This window comes from Paenibacillus sp. sptzw28, assembly GCF_019550795.1.
Lineage (GTDB): Bacteria > Bacillota > Bacilli > Paenibacillales > Paenibacillaceae > Paenibacillus_Z.
Genome location: NZ_CP080545.1, coordinates 4,480,257 through 4,499,889, shown reverse-complemented (window position 1 = coordinate 4,499,889; position 19,633 = coordinate 4,480,257). Strand labels below are relative to the sequence as shown.

General features: G+C 48.6%; 15 protein-coding genes. 13 read left to right on the top strand and 2 right to left on the bottom strand.

Translation table 11 applies throughout. The annotated features are described in order from the left end of the window. Positions 1-26: 26 nt before the first annotated feature. Positions 27-476, bottom strand: a complete 450-nt coding sequence (locus KZ483_RS20635) for a MerR family transcriptional regulator (RefSeq protein ID WP_220349426.1) — start codon at positions 474-476, stop codon at positions 27-29. A 111-nt stretch (positions 477-587) separates the two neighbouring features. Here KZ483_RS20635 and KZ483_RS20630 point away from each other — a divergent pair, with 111 nt between their 5' ends. From KZ483_RS20630 to KZ483_RS20570, 13 genes are all read left to right on the top strand, one after another. After that, on the top strand, positions 588-1,352 hold the full coding sequence (locus KZ483_RS20630) for an SDR family oxidoreductase (protein ID WP_220349425.1): 765 nt from the start codon (positions 588-590) through the stop codon (positions 1,350-1,352). A 246-nt stretch (positions 1,353-1,598) separates the two neighbouring features. Next, positions 1,599-3,044 (top strand): RICIN domain-containing protein, encoded by a 1,446-nt coding sequence (locus tag KZ483_RS20625; protein WP_220349424.1) that lies wholly within the window; start codon positions 1,599-1,601, stop codon positions 3,042-3,044. 374 nt (positions 3,045-3,418) lie between these two features. Continuing rightward, entirely contained in the window at positions 3,419-5,731 is a 2,313-nt protein-coding gene (locus KZ483_RS20620; protein ID WP_258881352.1) for a helix-turn-helix domain-containing protein, read from the top strand. A gap of 274 nt (positions 5,732-6,005) precedes the next feature. Further along, the gene (locus KZ483_RS20615; RefSeq protein ID WP_220349423.1) at positions 6,006-6,974 is read left to right on the top strand and encodes an ABC transporter permease; all 969 of its coding nucleotides are present in this window, start codon (positions 6,006-6,008) and stop codon (positions 6,972-6,974) included. A 16-nt stretch (positions 6,975-6,990) separates the two neighbouring features. Beyond that, complete coding sequence (locus tag KZ483_RS20610) at positions 6,991-7,872, top strand: carbohydrate ABC transporter permease (protein ID WP_258881351.1); 882 nt, start codon at positions 6,991-6,993, stop codon at positions 7,870-7,872. A gap of 255 nt (positions 7,873-8,127) precedes the next feature. Continuing rightward, positions 8,128-9,684, top strand: coding sequence for an extracellular solute-binding protein (locus KZ483_RS20605; RefSeq protein WP_258881350.1), 1,557 nt, complete (start codon positions 8,128-8,130; stop codon positions 9,682-9,684). Between the two features lie 140 nt (positions 9,685-9,824). After that, positions 9,825-11,192 carry a sulfatase family protein gene (locus KZ483_RS20600; RefSeq protein WP_258881349.1) on the top strand — a complete coding sequence of 456 codons (1,368 nt, stop codon included), beginning with the start codon at positions 9,825-9,827 and terminating at the stop codon, positions 11,190-11,192. Positions 11,193-11,251: 59 nt separating this feature from the next. Next, entirely contained in the window at positions 11,252-12,229 is a 978-nt protein-coding gene (locus tag KZ483_RS20595) for a formylglycine-generating enzyme family protein (RefSeq protein WP_397376123.1), read from the top strand. Between the two features lie 255 nt (positions 12,230-12,484). Continuing rightward, positions 12,485-13,414: a glycoside hydrolase family 43 protein gene (locus KZ483_RS20590; RefSeq protein ID WP_220349421.1), complete on the top strand. Its 930-nt coding sequence runs from the start codon at positions 12,485-12,487 to the stop codon at positions 13,412-13,414. Positions 13,415-13,604: 190 nt separating this feature from the next. Next, positions 13,605-14,612 carry a phosphotransferase enzyme family protein gene (locus tag KZ483_RS20585; protein ID WP_220349420.1) on the top strand — a complete coding sequence of 336 codons (1,008 nt, stop codon included), beginning with the start codon at positions 13,605-13,607 and terminating at the stop codon, positions 14,610-14,612. A gap of 160 nt (positions 14,613-14,772) precedes the next feature. After that, on the top strand, positions 14,773-15,699 hold the full coding sequence (locus KZ483_RS20580; RefSeq protein ID WP_220349419.1) for a phosphotransferase family protein: 927 nt from the start codon (positions 14,773-14,775) through the stop codon (positions 15,697-15,699). A 129-nt stretch (positions 15,700-15,828) separates the two neighbouring features. Next, a complete protein-coding gene (locus KZ483_RS20575; RefSeq protein WP_220349418.1) occupies positions 15,829-16,284 on the top strand; it encodes a hypothetical protein in 456 nt (151 codons plus the stop codon). Positions 16,285-16,367: 83 nt separating this feature from the next. Then, a complete protein-coding gene (locus KZ483_RS20570; RefSeq protein WP_220349417.1) occupies positions 16,368-17,636 on the top strand; it encodes an FAD-binding protein in 1,269 nt (422 codons plus the stop codon). Here the strand turns inward: KZ483_RS20570 and KZ483_RS20565 are convergent. Next, positions 17,620-19,629, bottom strand: coding sequence for a glycoside hydrolase family 31 protein (locus tag KZ483_RS20565; RefSeq protein WP_220353577.1), 2,010 nt, complete (start codon positions 19,627-19,629; stop codon positions 17,620-17,622). The two genes, KZ483_RS20570 and KZ483_RS20565, sit on opposite strands and share 17 nt — an antisense overlap. Between the last annotated feature and the right edge of the window lie 4 nt (positions 19,630-19,633).

Here is a 19,633-nt window from a genome sequence, read left to right as displayed (position 1 = left end):
AGTCAGCTTTTTTGTCCAAAGACATTCTAAGATATGTGATCAGGATATCGGGGTTGCGGCGTCAAAGGATACATATTATCTCCTGCAACTTTCCGGGCAAGCTGGTCCATCAATTGGTCATTCTCGGGATTTTCGTAAAAAGCAATTTTCGTATCAATGAGTTCCAGATTTTTGTTTAAATCCTCGATTTGTTTTAATACGGTTGTTCGATGCTTATTGAACAATTCTTTTCGGATTTCTCCTGTTATACTGCCTTCCTTGGCCCAATCACAATATTGCTTAATATCTTTGATTTGCATGCCGGTATTTTTCAGGCAGCAAATCAACGCGATCCAATCCAGATCCCAGGCAGTGAACACCCTGTTCCCGGATTTGTTTCGTGAAATAAATGGGAAAAGCCCTTCTTTATCATAAAAACGCAAGGTATGCACCGAAAGATTGAAAATTCTGGCAACATCACTAATGGTATAATTCATCGTTTTACCTCTTTCTATTGACTTAGAGTTATCTCGAAGTGCTAATCTCACTTTAAACCTCTGAATTTTCAATTTCAAGCGGTTAATCCGTTTTACAAGGAGAGTTATAGGATGCAAACCACCAAAAAAATCGCATTGGTAACGGGCGGAAGTCGCGGCCTTGGAAGAAATTCAGCTCTGGCTTTATCGGAAAAAGGAATTGACGTGATTCTCACTTATCACACGCAAAAAGACGAAGCGGATTCGGTTGTTAAGGCAATAGAAAGCAATGGCGGCATAGCTCATGCTTTGCAGCTTGACGCCGGCCTTGTTTCCTCATTCGATGCTTTTGTGTCACAGATATCGGAAGTGTTAATGGTAAAATGGGATCGAAATGATTTCGATTTTCTTGTTAACAATGCAGGCTTCGGTTTGCATGCACCGATTGCAAGCACAAACGAAGAACAGTTTGACAGTTTGATGAATGTGCATTTTAAAGGCGTTTTCTTTTTGACCCAGAAATTAATTCCTCTTCTCGCCGATGGTGGAGCGATTGTCAACGTTTCAACGGGATTGACCAGGTTTTCGATTGAAGGCTTCGGTGCATATGCGGCAATGAAAGGGGCGGTGGAAATTCTGACGAAGTATATGGCTAAGGAATTGGGACCTAGAGGGATTCGGGTCAATACGGTAGCCCCAGGAGCGATCGCTACGGATTTCGGCGGGGGGGCTTTGAAACACAATCAAGGAATGAAAGATTATATCAGTTCACTGACAGTGTTAGGCAGAGCAGGAGAACCCGATGATATTGGAGGAATTGTCGCTTCTTTATGTCTGTCTGAAATGGGCTGGATAAATGGGCAACGGATTGAGGCTTCCGGAGGAATGCTTCTCTAAGGCCGCATAACGGGGCCGCCACGAACGAATGAGCGGCCCTATTTAGATGTTTCTATCATCGAAAAAGTCAAAATATTTTTACAATAGAAAAAATAATTGGCTAATTAAAGAATAGTCTTCAGTTACAATTGTATCGAAGGGCTAGTCTTTAATCTGATTTTGCAAGGAGGTGAAAGCGCTTTATTTTTTAGGCAGTGTCTCTACGCTTGCCGCAAGAAAACACCATTATGATGGGAGGTTTAAGAAATGAAGAAGAAAACGAAGCTAGTGTTTACGTTAATGGTTGTTCTCGGTCTTTGTTTAAACATCGTGGCGGTTCCAGCCAGTGCAGCATCGGTAACGATCAGTAACAATGGATTCCAGTTCAAGGATACAAGCAGTAACCCGATTCAGGCTCACGGTGGCGGCATGATCAAGGTCGGAAGCTACTATTATTGGGTTGGTGAAAATCGTGACGGCACAAACCTGGTAGCACTATATCGATCTTCGGATTTAAAAAATTGGGAGCTGCGCGCCAACATCATAACTAAGGCTATGGGCGGCGAACTCGCGACAGCGAATATCGAACGTCCAAAAATCATTTATAATGCGTCGACGAGCAAGTACGTACTTTGGATGCATAAAGAAAATGGAGTTGACTATGGGGAAGCCCGCGTTGCCGTCGCCTCCTCAAGCAATATCGAAGGACCTTATACTTATCACGGCAGTTTCCGTCCTCTCGACTACGATTCGCGTGATATGACAGTCTATAACGACAATGGCACAGCTTACTTGATTTCGTCTACGCGGGTGAATGCCGACCTTAACATTTATCGTCTGACATCTGATTTCCTCGGTGTCGATGCGCTTGTGCATACGCTTTGGGTTGGACAATATCGAGAGGCTCCAGCTATGTTTAAGCGTGGATCTACCTACTTCCTCATTACATCCGGCGCTACGGGCTGGGCTCCGAACCAGGCCAAATATGCGACTGCATCCAGTATAGAAGGAACTTGGACAAATCCGACAAACTTCAGCAATTCCAATACGTATAACTCGCAATCTGCTTACGTAATTCCTGTAGAAGGCTCCTCGACTACTTCTTATCTATATATGGGCGACCGTTGGGCGGGAGCATGGGGGGGAGCGGTCAACACGTCAGAATATGTGTGGCTGCCGCTCACCTTCCCTACAAGTACAACACTTTCGATGAACTGGTACGACGAGTTGACGATCGATACGGCGACGGGAGCGATCTCCGGCTCGAATAACCAACCGGTTAATACGACGAGCTTTTATAAGATCAGTAATCGCAACAGTGCCAAGCTTCTCGGAGTTACAAACGGCTCAACGCTTGATGGTGCTCAAATTGAGCAGTACACGGATGGCGGCTGGACGAGCCAGCATTGGCAGTTCATCGATGTTGGCGGCCGTTACTACAAGATTAAAAACCGGAACAGCGGCAAAATAATGGACATTAGCAGCGGCTCAAGCGCAGATGGGGCGAATAATATCCAATATACGGATAACGGCGGATTAAACCAGCAGTTTCGGATTATCACCACCGGTAACGGCTACTTCAAAATCATGAACGTCAAAAGCCGCAAGGTGCTTGATATTACCGATGGTTCGACAGCTAATGGAGCCGATACGATCCAATGGACAGACAATGGCGGTACGGACCAACAATTTTCTTTCACAAGTACTAGCTAAATAACAGCGCGCTTAAATTAATAAAGAGCAATCCTTGTTAAATCCGCTGTAAATGCCAATTATTATCCTGAAAAAAAGAAGCTATCCAAAATGGATAGCTTCTTTAAATTTAACTTCAGGTTGATTCCATTCTAGATACTCCTCGCTTATTTTGATGCTGCACGCAGATCTACGCAAATCTCCAAGAATGGCGGGTAAGAGCCGCGAAGCGTGAAGGAGCTTGGCATCTCGCGAATCTTGATCACGGATTTAGGATAATATTGACAAATTAAGTAGGAGCAGTATGGCAAGTGAGATATAATAAGTATAGAAACCGCTTACACTGCACTTCTCATCATATAGGTTTCACAATCGACAGAGGGGTGTATTAGTGATTGATAAAGAGAGGGTTTTTCCGCAAGAGTCTGCTTTTGATTCTGGTCATCTCCAGTATTCCGGGTCTTATCGTAGGCGCTGTTATTTATTGGTTCGCCGGCGTTCGTTTGGAGAACGAGCTGCTTCAGCTTCATAAGAACCAGATTCAGCAAAGAGTCGCTCATATCGACGAGCAATTTTTTCATCTCGAATCGTCAATTGCTCACTGGGCTCTCGACCCGAAATTCAACAGCGACTTAAAAACGATGAATTTCGGAAGGGAGTTCGAAACAACCAGAGATATCATCACAACCTTAAAGGTGATGCAGGGCTCGAGTCCGCTGGCAAGCCGGGTGGAGCTGTTTGTGAACGGTTCCGCGCCTTACCTGCTAAGTCCGGAATACGACATTCTAACCGACAAAGCTGCGATTGACAGTTATAATCAACTGCTCTCCTATGCGACACTCCTTTTCTGGACGAAACAGCGGCCGAAGAGCCCGGACGAAGCGGCAAAGCAGGATCTGGTTCTGGTTCATAAAATACCGGCCGCCGAGCCGGAATCAATTGGAGCACTCATGATTCGTCTCGATACGGGCAAACTGTCAAGTCTGTTAAATACGCTGACGCCTTATAATGTCGGAGATACATTCTTCATGCAGACGGACGGAGATGTGTTGTTACCCAGTACCGGCACGAGCGCGGAAAGCTCCTTCCGGCACAGTTTGAAGTATGAAGTGCTCCAGCGGGGAATCGAGTCGGACTCCTTTCTGTACGAATGGGAAGGAAATACGTATGCGGTCTCTTTCGGGATCTTATCCCGCATAGGCACCGAGTGGATATATGTGTCGGCTTCGCCTGTCAGTGCGATTCTGAAGCCGATGGTATTCATTTCCAAGCTGATTCTGTTTGTCAGCGGCGCCTCACTGCTGTTGGTAGGCTTTCTGTCCTGGCTTACATCTTTGAAGATTTACACCCCGATCGACCGGCTCATTCACTTGCTTGGAGCTGATCGCTTGTTCACCAAAAGTGCGGCCGATTATCACGATGAATTCAACTTCATTGAAAGACAGTGGCTGCATTTGACGCGGGAAAGTCTTGCTCTTCAAAACAAGCTCGAGCAGCAGCTGCCGCATGTGAAGGAAGGCTTCCTGCTGCAATTGGTGCAAGGCTTTCTCTATTTGCATTCGGAAGAAGAATTGCTGGAACGAATGAGAAGCTTCGGCTGGGATGTCGAGGGACGGCAATTTCTTGTGCTCTATGTTCAATTAACCGGCTTCGAAAATTTGGAGGGGAGGTTCTCCCCGGGCGACGAAGGCTTGGTCACTTTCGCTGCCGCGAATATTATATCAGAGCTGGCAGAGAACCGCTTCGAGCAGGCCAATATGATCAATTTTCACGATTTGTCGGTTGGATTGTTCATATTACATCCCGCTGACAGGCCGTATCAAGCGGAGCTTAGAGCGCTCAGCAACGAGCTCATACAGGCGATCAGCCATCTTTTGAAATTGCGGGTTTCGGTCACGATCGGCAAACCTTCGACCTCCATCGTCCAGCTGCATCCCCACTATGAAGAAGTAAAGGAAGCGCTCGTATACCGGAAATTTGTAAGTGAGAACCAGATCATCGACTTAGAATCGCTTGAAGAGGGTGAAACGAATGAGCTGCGGTATCCGTTTGCCCTGGAACGGGAAATTATCCAAATGCTCCGCACAGGCCATCAGCAGGAAGCGCAAGGCTTTATTGCCGCTTTCCTGGATGCGCTGCTGGAACGGGGAGCGAAGGAAATCGACGTTCAGCAATGCATGCTCCAATTGCTCGGCAGCATTCTGCATACGATCCGGCAAGCTGGTATGGATCCGAACCGAGTGTTCAAATCCAAAAATTTGTACGAGCAATTGGCGCAAATCCGGGAACCGCAGCAAATGCTGAACTGGTTCGACATCAGAGTCGTGCAGCCGTTTGTACAAGAGCTGGAAGTACGTCCGGGCGTGCAAGTCACGAAGGCTACCCAGTCCGCTGTGGTCTATTTGCAAAATCGTTATATGGAAGACATCTCACTCGACAGCTGCGCGGAACACGTCGGCATGAGTCCGGTCTCGCTCAGCAAATCATTCAAGCAGGTGATCGGCAAAAACTTCATCGATTATTTGACGGAGCTGCGGATGGACAAGGCGAAAGAACTGCTCCGCGAGACGGATCAGAAAATCAATGATATCGCAGTGAACGTTGGATACCAGCACAGTTATTTCAATCGGCTGTTCAAAAAGCTGGAATCGACCACACCGAGCGAATACCGGGAGAGAAGCCGCCGAGCAGGCCGGGGAGCCTTGTAAACAGGAAAACTTAAGGTGCGGGGCTGTGACCGTAAGCGGGAATTTGCTTACCGGGCAGCCTCTTTTTTTTGCGCGCCAATAATGTCTTATAGGAGAAAAAAGTGCGAACGGGACGCCTGAGGCAGGCGGAAAATTGTCTTAGAACGAAAAAAATGAAAAACCGGCAGAATGTGGCGTGAGAAAAAAAGTCTGATTGTTGGAAACTACCCATTCGCATACAGTACCAGTATGAGATATTCAGGAATCGAATAACAGCACTGCGAGGAGTGAGAACATGAATAATGCGTTAGATCCTGGACAAGCTGCAGCGCCGGCTCGGGGCGTAACGGCCGTAAGAAAGCCGACGCTGTTGTCCCGGATGCTTCGGGACAGGCATTTGATGCTCCTGCTTATTCCGGGAGTGGTTTACTTTATCGTGTTTAAATATGTTCCCATGTGGGGGGTGCTGCTGGCTTTCAAGAACTATTCCCCATACACCGGTTTCTTGCAAAGTGAGTGGGTCGGGCTTGAACACTTTAAGCGTTTTTTCGGGGATCCTGCATTTTTGCGGTTAGTACGCAATACGCTGCTGCTCGGTCTTTATGATATGATTTTTTTCTTTCCGGCACCGATTATCTTGGCTCTGCTGCTTAATGAGGTCCGCGTAGGATTTTATAAACGCTTTATCCAAACGCTTGTTTATATCCCGCATTTTATTTCGATGGTAATCGTCGCCAGCATCAGCTACTTGCTGCTGACGACTGAGGGCGGCGTCATCAACGAGCTTATGCTCAGGCTGTTCGGGCAAAAAATAGCATTCTTGACGGACGAAAGCTGGTTCAGGCCTCTTATCATCACGCAAAGCGTATGGAAGGAAATGGGCTGGGGGACGATCATTTTCCTGGCTGCGCTTGCCGGTGTGGATCAGGAGCAATATGAGGCGGCTTTCGTTGACGGAGCGAACCGGTTCCGGCAGCTGTGGCACATTACGCTTCCCGCCATTAGCGGGACGATTATCGTGCTGCTCATTTTGCGGATGGGTAATTTCCTTGACCGCGGCTTCGAGCAGGTGCTGCTGATGACCAATGCGCTGAACCGTCCTGTAGCCGAAGTGTTCGATACGTATGTATATACAGTCGGGATATTGCAGGCTCAATTCAGCTATAGTTCCGCAGTTGGGCTGTTTAAAGCCATCATCGGCATTATTCTGGTATTTTCATCCAACTATTTGGCCAAAAGATCCGGACACTCCGGGATATTCTGATCGAGGAGGGAAAGCCGTGTTCACGCGTCATCAAACTTTCAGCGAGAAAACATTCGATATTTTCAATTATTTGTTTCTGGCGCTGGTCGCCCTTACCATGGTTCTTCCGATTATGTACATCGTGGCCGGCTCGTTTGCCAGCGATGCGGAGATCGGCAGAAGAGCGTTCTTCCTGATTCCGCAGGATGTATCACTGAATGCTTACAAATTCGTCTTCAAAGACAATACGCTGCCTACAAGCTTATTAAACTCAGTGTTCATAACCGTAGGCGGGACCGCAGTGAATCTGTTCTTCACACTTACGATGGCATATGCGTTATCGCGGAAGCAGCTTACCGCCCGCGGCTTCTTTACGAAAATGGTCATCTTTACGATGATGTTCGGCGGCGGCATCATTCCGACTTATCTCGTCGTGAAAAACCTCGGGCTGCTTAACTCCTATTGGGCCGTTATGCTGCCGGTTGCGATAAATGCTTTCAACTTGATTGTCGTTAAGACGTTCTTTGAGGAACTCCCCAGCGAGGTGATCGAATCCGCAAGGATTGACGGCTGCAACGATATCGGTGTGCTGTGGCGAATTGTTTTGCCTCTTTCCAAGCCGGTTATCGCGACTTTCGCCCTGTTCTACGCCGTTTCCCATTGGAACGATTTCTTCAATGCTTTGATTTATTTAACCGATGCCAATAAGTGGCCGATGCAGGTGCTGCTGCGACAGCTCGTACTGCTCGCGACGGGCTCCCTGGAAATGGGGACTTACGACCCGACTTATGTGAAGCCGCCGGATCAGTCGATCAAAATGGCCGTCATCGTCGTAGGCACGCTGCCGATTTTGATGGTCTATCCGTTCCTTCAAAAGCATTTTGCCAAAGGGGTTTTATTAGGGGCTGTCAAAGGATAATGTGGTCAAGATTTGTTTAATGCCTGTGCTGCTGCTGCATCCGTAGGTCCACTGATGACGGGTGTATGCTTCAGATAGATTCATACACGGTTTATTCAAAGCGTATGCTTCCGAAGTGAGTTTTTTGCTTGCAGGGCTATATTCTCAGGAAGTATCGCAAAAAACTCAAAGCGTATGCTTCCGAAGTGAGTTTTTTGCTCGCAGGGCTGTATTCTCAGGAAGTATCGCAAAAAAACTCTTAAGGAGGAAAAAGAAGTGAGATGGAACAGAAAAAGAATAATGAACAGCGTCATTGGTGGAGTTCTGCTCTTAACAGTGCTGGCGGGTTGCAGCTCGGGGAATGAACCCGATGCGACGGCACCGGCTCCGGCCGGCAATGCCGATGAGGCGAAGACGGATGCGACGAAAGAAAAACCTTTTCCGATCAGTTTTATGCTGAAAAGCTACGTCAATGACTCGGCGACGCCGGAAAGTAAAGTGTGGAAGAAAATTGAAGAGTACACGAACACGAAGCTGGATCTGCAGTTTACTCCCGATACCAACTACACAGATAAACTGAATATCGCTCTTGCCTCCGGGAACTTGCCGACGCTCGTATTCACTAACAACGCGAAGGATTCCGCGATTGCGAACGCCATCAATGGGGGGGCTTTCTGGGAAATCGGACCTTATTTCAGTGATTATCCGAACCTAAGCCAAGCGAACCCGAACGTGCTGGAAAACACATCGGTCAACGGCAAATACTACGGCATTTACGTGTCCCGGCCGATCGGCCGCTACGGCATCATGTACCGGAAAGACTGGCTTGATGTGCTTGGCATGAAGGAACCGACAACGATTGACGAGTTTTACGATATGCTGAAAGCGTTTACCGATAACGATCCCGATAAGAACGGCAAGGACGACACTTACGGTATGGTCGTCACCCGTTTCGGCGGCCCGTGGGATATGATGCAAACGTGGTTCGGTGCTCCGAACAAGTGGAGAGATGAAGGCGGCAAGCTTGTTCCGACCCATTTGACGCCGGAATATATGGATGCGCTCAAGTTCTTCAAGAAGCTGTACGACGAGAAATTGGTCAACCAGGATTTTGCGGTATACGATTCGGCCAAATGGAATGATCCGGTTATCAACAACCAGGCCGGTGTCATCCTCGACGTCACCGAGCGTTCCTATCAAATCGACGAACAGATGCAGCAGAGCAATCCGAATGGCGCTATGGAGGTAATGGGCGCTGTAAGCGGGCCTAAAGGCCTTTTCAATTTACCGACAGCCGGTCACAATGGCATGTTCCTCATCTCCAAATCCGCTGTGAAAACGGAGGATGATCTGCGTAAAGTACTTGCCTTCATTGACAAGACGAATGACAAGGAAACGCAGGCTCTAATCAGCCAGGGCATGGAAGGCACTCACTACAAATTGGAAGACGGCAAATTGGTTCCGCTCCTCCTTTCAACCGACCCGATGACGCCGGATATCAACAACAAGAGCATCACCCAAATCCTGACTTCCATCCCGTACCTGACGCCGGACATGTTCAAGCCCGCTACGCCGCTTCGGGCGAAGTCGCTTGAAGTGCAGAGAGCGAACGAGAAGATCGTCGTTACGAACCCGGGCGAACCGCTTACCAGCCCGACGTATACGATGAAAGGCGCGCAGCTCGACCAAATCGTGAATGACGCCCGTACCAAATTTATTGTCGGCAAAATCGACGAAGCGGGCTGGAATGCTGAGATGGAGCTGTGGAAAAAGAGCGGCGGCGATGACTACATGAAAGAAATGAGCGAAGCCTACGCGCAAAACAAAAAGTAAGATAAAGCGATAGACATTTGAAAACGGCCGGCTCCTGAATTGGAGATCTTATGGAGCCGGCTTTTTAATGCGGAAAGGTCGCGGGACATTCCCGTTCCATCTGCAAATATCCGGGTAAACCGTAAGGATGGTGTTAAGTGATGGAACAACGACAAATGCGGAATCGAAAGACGAATGTCATTGTGTTTTTTACGGATCAGCAGCGATGGGATACGACCGGTTTGCATGGCAATCCGGCAGGTCTTACTCCCAATTTCGACCGATGGGCTGCGGAAGGAACTCATTTATTCAATACTTTTACATGCCAGCCGGTCTGCGGGCCGGCGAGAGCTAGCCTGCAGACCGGACTTTACGCAACGACGACCGGTTGTTACCGCAACGGGATTCCACTCCCGGAGCATGCCCGTACATTGGCTAATGAATTTCATGATGCCGGATATAAGACCGGTTATATCGGCAAGTGGCATTTGGCATCCACAAAGACAGAGCCGGTGCCGGAAAAGCTCCGGGGAGGCTACCAATATTGGCTCGCGTCCGATTCCCTCGAGCATACGTCCGACACTTATGACACGGTGGTTTATAACAACGATAATGAACGGGTGAAGCTTCCGGGCTATCGGGTGGATGCGCTGACGGATGCCGCAATCCGCTATGTAAATGGTCATCAGAACGATCCGTTCTTTTTGTTTCTCTCTTTCTTGGAACCGCATCATCAGAATCGAAGAGACGATTATCCTGCACCGTATGGCCATGCGGATTCTTACATATCCGCTTGGACGCCGCCCGATTTGGCAGAGCTGGGAGGGACATCGCAGCGTCATCTGCCCGGTTATTATGGAATGGTCAAACGACTGGACGAAGCCTTAGGGCGCCTAATGGATACATTAATTAGTCTGGATATGGCAGACTCTACCGTCGTTTTGTTCACCTCAGACCACGGATGCCATTTCAAAACACGCAATGAAGAGTACAAACGCTCCTGCCATGACAGCTCCATACGTATTCCGACAGCTATTTGGGGCCCTGGCTTTCAAGGCGGGGGACGCATCCGCGAGCTCGTGAGCTTGATCGATCTGCCGCCGACATTACTGCACGCAGCCGGACTTGAGATACCCGCGGGGATGCAGGGGCGTTCCATAGTACCGCTCATAAAGCGGCAGGAAGTAGACTGGCCCAGCGAAGTATTCGTGCAAATCAGCGAGTCGCAAGTAGGCCGCGCCATTCGCACTAAGCGCTGGAAATACAGCGTAAGCGCACCGCAGCGGGATGCCATAAAGGATAGCTCCAGCGATCTTTATGTCGAGGAATTCCTATATGACTTGCAAGCCGATCCGTGGGAGCTTAATAACCTTATTGAAAGTGAAGCGCACCGGGCAGTGAAACGGGTCATGAGAGAACGGCTCATTCGCCGGATGGTTGAGGCAGGGGAATTGCCTCCGCGTATCGAGGCAGTTCAAGAACATCCGAGAGGACAACTGAAAGTGCTCGATAGCGAATGTCAGGAATGATGGAAAGTCATCCGGAAGCTTACATATAATTTCATCCTATCGATAGTGAGGCGATGAATATGACTGAAACAAATAAGCCTTCCTGCTGCTCCGTTTCCAGAAATCAGGCTTCCTTAACGTACATTTCAGGGGAGCGGGACACAACGAATGAAGCGAATCACACTGCCCCCTCTGCACAACCAGCCAAGCAGGATATGATTTATTTGCCGGGCGGGGAGTTACTGATGGGAACTGATGATCATGAGGGCTTTCCTTCGGATGGAGAGGGTCCGGTGCGGGCCGTCACCATCACTCCGTTCTATATCGATCCATATGCGGTAACCAATATGGAGTTCCGGAAGTTTGCAGATGCCACCGGGTATGTAACGGAAGCGGAAACATTCGGATGGTCATACGTCTTTCATTCGTTTGTAGCCGAAGCCGAAGTCAAGGTCTTGGGTTCCCCTGTGCAAACGCCATGGTGGCTTGCAGTCGAAAGCGCCAGCTGGCGTGCGCCGGAAGGACCCGGCTCGGGGATCGAAGAGAGGCTCGATCATCCGGTTATCCATGTTTCCTGGAATGACGCAGAAGCTTACTGCAGATGGGCGGGCAAACGGCTGCCGACAGAGGCTGAATGGGAGTTTGCGGCCCGCGGAGGACTCGGTCAGAAACGATATCCTTGGGGGGATGAGATCAAACCCGGCGGTAGACATATGTGCAATATTTGGCAAGGGAAATTCCCTACAAAAAACAATGCCAGTGACGGCTATATCGGCACGGCGCCAGTTAAGTCCTATGAGCCGAACGGATTCGGCCTTTATCAAACGGCCGGCAATGTTTGGGAGTGGTGCACGGACTGGTTTAGCCCGACCTTTCATATGAACGGACCGCGGTCGAACCCTGCCGGGCCGCCGAAGGGGACGAGCCGTGTCATGCGCGGCGGTTCGTATTTATGCCACAAATCCTACTGCAATCGCTACCGTGCAGCTGCCCGCAGCCAAAATACGCCGGACAGCTCCACCGGAAATATCGGTTTTCGCTGTGCTGCTGACACTTGAGCACCTTAACAAATCGGTTCATCGGAAAAACCACGGTCACCCCGTGAAGTGCGATCATCTTCTTTAACAAATAAGTGAATGGATTAATGGAACGGAATCAGGCTGAAGTGTTGGAACATCTGATGATTCTTCCGAGGCCGTAAGAAGAGATTGCCGGCACGCATCGTGTATGATATAAGGTTATCAGAGCCTGCATGTCTAACAACGGAATCAGGATATGCCTGCTACGGACGTTGAGAGGAGTATTTTATACGAATGGAAGCCTATTTGTTTGTACATTTTAAAGAAAAGAAAACCCCTGATGGCGAGCAGATCTATTTTGCGCTCAGTACTGACGGATTTAATTGGGAACAGGTAAACGGCGGACAACCCGTCCTCTGGAGTGAAAAAGGTGAAAAGGGAGTTCGAGACCACACAATCGTGCGAACAAAGTACGGCAAATTTTATATCATTGCCACCGACTTGAGCCTTGCCAACTCTTTTAATTCCAAGTATAGGGGAAGCTGGGGGAACATTGTCAGAGAGGGAAGCAGATGCCTTTCCTTGTGGGAATCCGATGATCTTGTGAACTGGTCGGAGCAGAGAATGATCGAATTAGGCGATGAGGATTTGGGCTGTCATTGGGCGCCGGATGTGATTTACGATCATTTGGAACAAGACTACGTCATTCACTGGTCATCGCCTCACGTTTCGGATAATTACGAGCGTAAAGCAATCTATTATTCTCGAACAAAGGATTTTGAAAACTTCTCGAAACCGCAGCTCCTGTTCAGGAAGGAGGACAGCGGAGTAATTGATTCCGCCATATACGAAGACAACGGCTTGTTCTACCGGTTCTTGAAAAGCGAGGCAAACCCCGAAGGGATTATTCTGCAAAGGGGAGAAACCCTCACCGGTGAATACACAATAATCGAGGCTTTTAATGAGGAAATGGCAAAGCTCGGCCACACTGCCTATGAAGCACCTACAGCATATAAGCTCAGTAATGGTAAGTGGTGCCTGATGCTGGACTTTTTCGGAGTCGAGGGAGAGGGACAGGGGTATGTTCCTTTTATAGCCGATGAGATTGACAGCGGACGCTTTATCCGATCTGATGAAAGCTTCAGCTTCCCTTACCGTTTCAAGCATGGAACCGTGCTTTCCATAACAATGGACGAGTACAACAGGATAAAAAACGGGTACTAAATTGTGCGTAAGCAGAAAATAATGCAGGCAGACGTTCCTCTTGATGGAACGTCTGTTTTTTTACCATCTTCCAAGCTTTGCTCATAGGCTGCCGGCAGAGGTAAATACAGTTTAAAAAATAAATTACCGCGATGAAAGCTCTCTTGCCTGTTACAATGTTGGAAAGAACAATTAACAAAAGGGGATTGCCATGAAAAGCGGCTTTCAGATAGATTCCGAGATAAATCGGCGCCATACGCTAAAACAGGCGAAGGAAGCAGCGCTTAACGCCCTGCAGGAATATGAGGCAGACTGGAGTTCCATCCACTTCATTCAATTATCCGAACATGTAACGTTCCGTATAGTGGCCGGCGAGGGAGAACAGTTTTTGCTGCGCATTCACCCGGCGGGCAAACCGCCTGAGGAAACCAACTCCGAACTGGAATGGCTGTCAGCGATGAAGAGAAAGGGTCTTATCTTGCCAGAAGCATTACCGAATCGGGAAGGAGCCTTCGTCACGGAAACTTCGACAAGCTGCGGGAAAATGTTCTATGCGACTTTTTTAAGATGGATTGAAGGAGAACGCTTGGATAGAGGAGGACTCACAGAGGAGGCCATCCGCAAAATGGGAGCGATGATGGCGAGCCTCCACGAAGCAAGCGTTGATTTTAGCCCATCCGCCGGCTTTGTGCGCCCTTCATGGGGAAGCAGTAGCTTTCAAAGGGACTGGGCGCATCTGGGACTGAATCACCGGCATTTCATTTCGGATGAAGCCTTCGGATTGTACACCATGGCCGCAACTAAAGTGGCAGACCGTCTCAGCACATTAATAAGCCACAAACGGAACTATGGGATGATCCATGCGGACTTACACAATGGCAACGTCGTTTTTCGGGATGGCGAGCCGTATCCTATCGATTTTGGCAGGTGTGGCTTCGGCTATCATCTATACGACATAGCTCAGTCGATCATGGGGCTGCATCCGGCGCAGAGAGTTCATTTCATCGAAGGATACGAGAGGGTCAGACCATTGGATGACGAAGCCATGCCGAAGCTGGAGTGCTTCTTCATCATGGCAATCATCGAGGCATACAGCTTCCATGCGGAGAATCCGCTTGAGACTGAAGGCTTAATTGAAGAGCAGCCCTACGCGCAAGCGATTTTGAGAGCTTATGTGAACGGAGCACCGTTCTTGTTCCAGCCGCTTGAGGACTGTTAGAGCTTACAATGCCAATTAGACGACGGATACATGTTTAACGGCAGTGAAGTAAGATTTATTTGCTTCGCTTCCTCAAATTAGAAAGTCAAACTCGGAAAAGTACGTATCGGCAGTATAGAGCAGATCATAAAGGTTTTGTACGAATGAGGGGGTGTAAGCGATGACTGCATATGAAAAACCAAGCTTAGATATAAGCGAGGTTGAGGGTGTACTGAGGGCTCATCTAGGTTCTAAAGTAGCCGAAATAACGCCAATGGCTGGCGGTAACTTGAGCAGTGTTTTCTCCTTCAGCCATGAAGGAAAAGGTTACGTCATTAAATTCAGTGACATGGAGGGAGCGTATCAAACAGAACACTATATTTCGGACCTGCTCTCCAGCCAGGGTATTCCGTTTCCCAAATGCATTGGACAAGGGAAAGCCGGACATATAGCATATTCCATAATGGAACGGATTGATGGCCGTAATCTAGCGGACTTCCCAGCTGAGCAGCAAACCCGCCAACTTCCAGAGCTTATAAGGATATTGACACATCTAAACCATGTGGATCTCGGGCCAACCAGCGGGTATGGGTGGATCGGGCCTAAAGGTGACGGAGCATTTCAAACGTGGAAGGACTATTGTGTTACATCATTTGCAGAGGATCAGACAGGGAGCTTCTGGGAGAATTGGTACGACTTATTTCAAAGTACTTGTTTGGAAAAAGACGTGTTCGATGAATGTTATTGCCGTTTAATGGCTTACTTACCCTATAATGAACCCCACCGCTACTTTATCCATGGGGATTTTCACCAATGGAATATCCTGTCCGACGGCACAAGTATAACCGGTATCATTGATGGCAACTGTGCATATGGCGATTTTCTTATCGATCTCGCAATCCTCGATAGACACATGGAAGGGCGTGAAGTAATTCGAGCTTATCAAGACTATCAAGCCAAAGTTGGAATTATGATCCCGGATTTCAAAGAGAGATTAATTGGAGCCTATTATTTTAAAGGAATGGATGGACTTCGTTTCTATGCAAAAATGGGGTGGGAAGATGCCTACTACAGTACTCGTAACTTTCTTCTCAGCTTAAGCACGTGAGTAGTTCTTAAGCCAATAAAATTCGAATTGCGCTCCCTTGGAACTACCATAGAAGCAGGCATTAATAATTGCCGCAATCACGGAGATGAAAGTGCAAAAAAGTGTTCAAATGAGCGGGGGATACTTTTAGTGAAGAAATTGCGCCTTCTAATATTCATCATGGTTGCTTTCGTTCTTTTAGGACTAATTTGGTACTTTGCTTACCCACTAAAGATTCAAAATGTTATGAGGCATACAAATCAAGTTGAAAAGATCGATTTTATCATTAATTCTCAAGGTGAAATCCATCATTATTCAATGCATTTTAATGAGAAAACAAATATTAGTGAGATGATCAACTTACTAGATTCAGTGTCGTATAGTCGAGAACTTAAAACATATCAAGGGAGCACCGATAGACTAATTTTGATGATTATCTTTTATCGAAATAGGGAAGGCGCTTTAACTAATTATTCCTTCGATATCAGTGAATCTGGAATTATTATTAGTGAAAATAAACAATATCAAATGAATGGGGATACAGGAAAAGTTTTTAACAAACTTTATGAATGGATCAAGAATAGAGGGTTATACTCTGATTTCTGATATGTGCCTGCAGAATATTAAGTGGTAGACTTAATAATAAAGTTTGTATAACGGACTAGTCCTTCTGGAAGGAGTACGAGTACGTGGAAACTAATCGAAACTGGGCAGGTAACTACAGGTATAGTGCCTCGAAACTCCATGTCCCCGAGGACGTGGGTCAAGTGAAAGAATTGGTGGCTCGCAGCAGTCGAATCAAGGTGCTTGGCACGCGCCACTCGTTTAATGGCATCGCGGATTGTACCGGAAGCCTTCTCTCGCTTCAGAAGCTTAACCGGGTGATATCACTGGACCGCACCCTCAACAAGGTAACGGTCGAAGCCGGAATCCGGTATGGGGAGCTGTGCTTGTTTCTTCACAGCAACGGCTACGCGCTGCACAATTTGGCGTCGCTGCCGCACATTACCGTTGCAGGCGCGTGCGCAACTGCGACGCATGGCTCCGGTGATCGGAACGGCAATCTTGCTACAGCGGTCCATTCCATCGAGGTCGTCAAAGCGGATGGAGAGACGACCGTGTTCTCCCACGAACAGCAAGACGGACTCATTGCAGGAGCGGTTGTCGGACTTGGCGGACTGGGTGTAGTGACGCAAATCACTTTGGATGTGGTCCCGGTGTTTCAGATGAGTCAGTATGTATACGAAAACTTGCCCTTGGCGAATCTTAAAGACCGGTTTGACGATATCTTTTCCAGTGCCTACAGTGTCAGTCTGTTTTCGGATTGGAAGAATGCGGCGTTCAATCAGGTTTGGGTGAAGCGGAGAATAACGGATCAAGCCCCCGGTCATGCGGAACCTGAATTTTTCGGCGCCGCACTCTCAACTGCACACCGGCACCCGGTGCCGGGCCTCACATCGGAGAATTGCAACGAACAGATGGGCATTCCGGGGCCGTGGTACGAACGGCTGCCGCACTTTCGCATGGATTTCACCCCAAGCGCGGGAGAAGAACTGCAAAGCGAGTATTTCGTGCCGCGCCAGGATGCATATGACGCTTTGTGTGCGATTGACCGCCTGCGGGAGTATATATCGCCGCTTCTTCATATCTCCGAGGTGCGCACGATTGCAGCAGACACTTTATGGATGAGCCCTTGCTACAATCGGGAGTCAGTTGCTATCCACTTTACTTGGAAAGCGGATTGGGGGGCAGTTAAGCAAGTGCTGCCGATTATCGAAAAGCAGCTTGCACCCTTCCATGCCCGCCCGCACTGGGGCAAGCTGTTCACCATGCCGCCCGCCCGGCTGCAATCGCTCTACGAGAAACTTCCCGACTTTCGGCAACTTCTCCTTGATTGTGATCCCCAAGGAAAGTTCCGCAACGCCTTCTTAAATAAATATATTATGAATTTGAATTAACCGCCCTAATAGGCAAATAAGCGCCATCCCTCAAAAATAATGGTATATCATCAATTGGCGCATCACTCGAGATCCACGTACCGCCATGGTGAATGTTTCCCGTCCTTATCTCTGTCCATGACGAGTCTTTAGGCAAATAAACCCTTCTTGCTCTTGCTCCTTCATAAAGCACGGGGGCAACGAGAAGATCAGGACCAAACATGAATTCATCTTCTATGTTCCAGGCTTCGCGATCGTGCGGGAAATCATAGAACAGCGGCCGCATCGGAGGAGTTCCCTTCTCATGAGCGGCCTTCATCAGCCCGGTGATGTAAGGGCGAAGCCGCTGGCGAATGAAGATATATTTCTTGAAAATCTCAAAAGCTTCTTCGCCATAGCTCCATACTTCATTCGGGGCGCCGCTTTCCATCAAGCCTCCTCCGCTAGTCCCCAAAGGCGGGATATGCGGCTCCCGAGCGCCATGCATACGCAAAATGGGACAAAAGGTCGCATATTCGAACCATCGGATCATCAGCTCGCGAAAGGAGGGATCGTTCGGATTGCCGCCGTGGAACCCGCCGATATCTGTAGTCCACCAAGGTATGCCCGCCAGACCCATGTTAAGCCCGGCCCTGAGCTGGATCCGCATCGATTTGAAGCTCGAATCGATATCGCCGGACCAGACAAGCGCGCCATATCGCTGACTGCCTGCCCAAGCGCAGCGAATAAGGTTGATGATATCCTTCTGTCCGGCTTCGGTCATGCCCTCATAGAACCCTTTAGCGTACATAACAGGGTATATATTGCCGATCTGCACAACCGGCCCCGCAAAGTACCTATAGTTGTCAAAGTCGTATACGGAATATTCCGGTTCGGCTTCATCCAGCCATAGAACCCGAATCCCAATATCATAGTAGTTCTTCTTGACTTTCTCCCAGACATAGTTCCGCGCTCCGGGATTGGTTGTATCATAAAAAACGGTGTCGGTAACAAATTCCATCGTTACCCGAACGCCTCGCTCTGTACGAACCAGAAAACCCTTTTGCAGCATCTCCGGGTAATTCTCGCTTTTCTTGTCAACCGTTGGCCAAATGGATACCATAAGCTCGGTCCCCATTTCCTTAAGCTCTCTGACCATGGCGGCTGGGTCCGGCCAGTAAACAGGATCGAACCTCCACTCTCCCATCTTGGTCCAATGGAAGAAATCAGCCACAATGACGGAAATCGGAATGCCTAAACGCTTGTATTCCCTGGCAACCGTAAGCAGCTCTTGCTGTGTCTGATACCGCATCTTGCTTTGCCATAACCCCATGACGTAAGCGGGCATCATCGGTACCGTTCCGGTCACCCGGGCATAGGCTTCTTCGATCTGAGCAGGCGTATCCCCGGCGGTAATCCAGTAATCCAGCTGCTTCGTGTAACCGACCGCCCATTCTGTTACGTTTTTCCCGAAGGTCACTTGGCCGACAGCCGGATTGTTCCAGAGAAAGCCATACCCCAAGCTGGACAGGGCAAAGGGCACGCTGGCCTGCGAGTTTCGCTGTGCCAGCTCCAGCGTACAGTTTTTTAGATCCAGATACGGCTGCTGATACTGTCCCATACCGAATATTTTTTCTTCCGGATCTGACTCGAAACGGACCGTCAGACTATAGTCGCCGCCGAGAATTGGCTTGAATTCGCGTCCCTCGATGTTAAGTGCGCTTTTATACTCCTGAAATTCCGTCCGATTGCGAACATATTCCTGCAATAGAATTTTACCCGCTCTATTTAAAAAAGTGAGCCTTCCTCCGGCAGAAATTTCAGCACGAATATTCCCATTTTGAATGGAAGCTGTTTGTCCTACAACTGAAATATGAACATTGCTTGCTTCATGTGGCAGCAGTGCCCAGTCTTCCTCCTGCATTTCATCAAGCTCTGTTGCGCGTACACGCAGACTATTAGCTCCCCAAGGCTCGATCCACAGCTGTTCCGCATCATATCGCCGGATCAGTTGATTTCCCTCAACCCGAAACACGCCG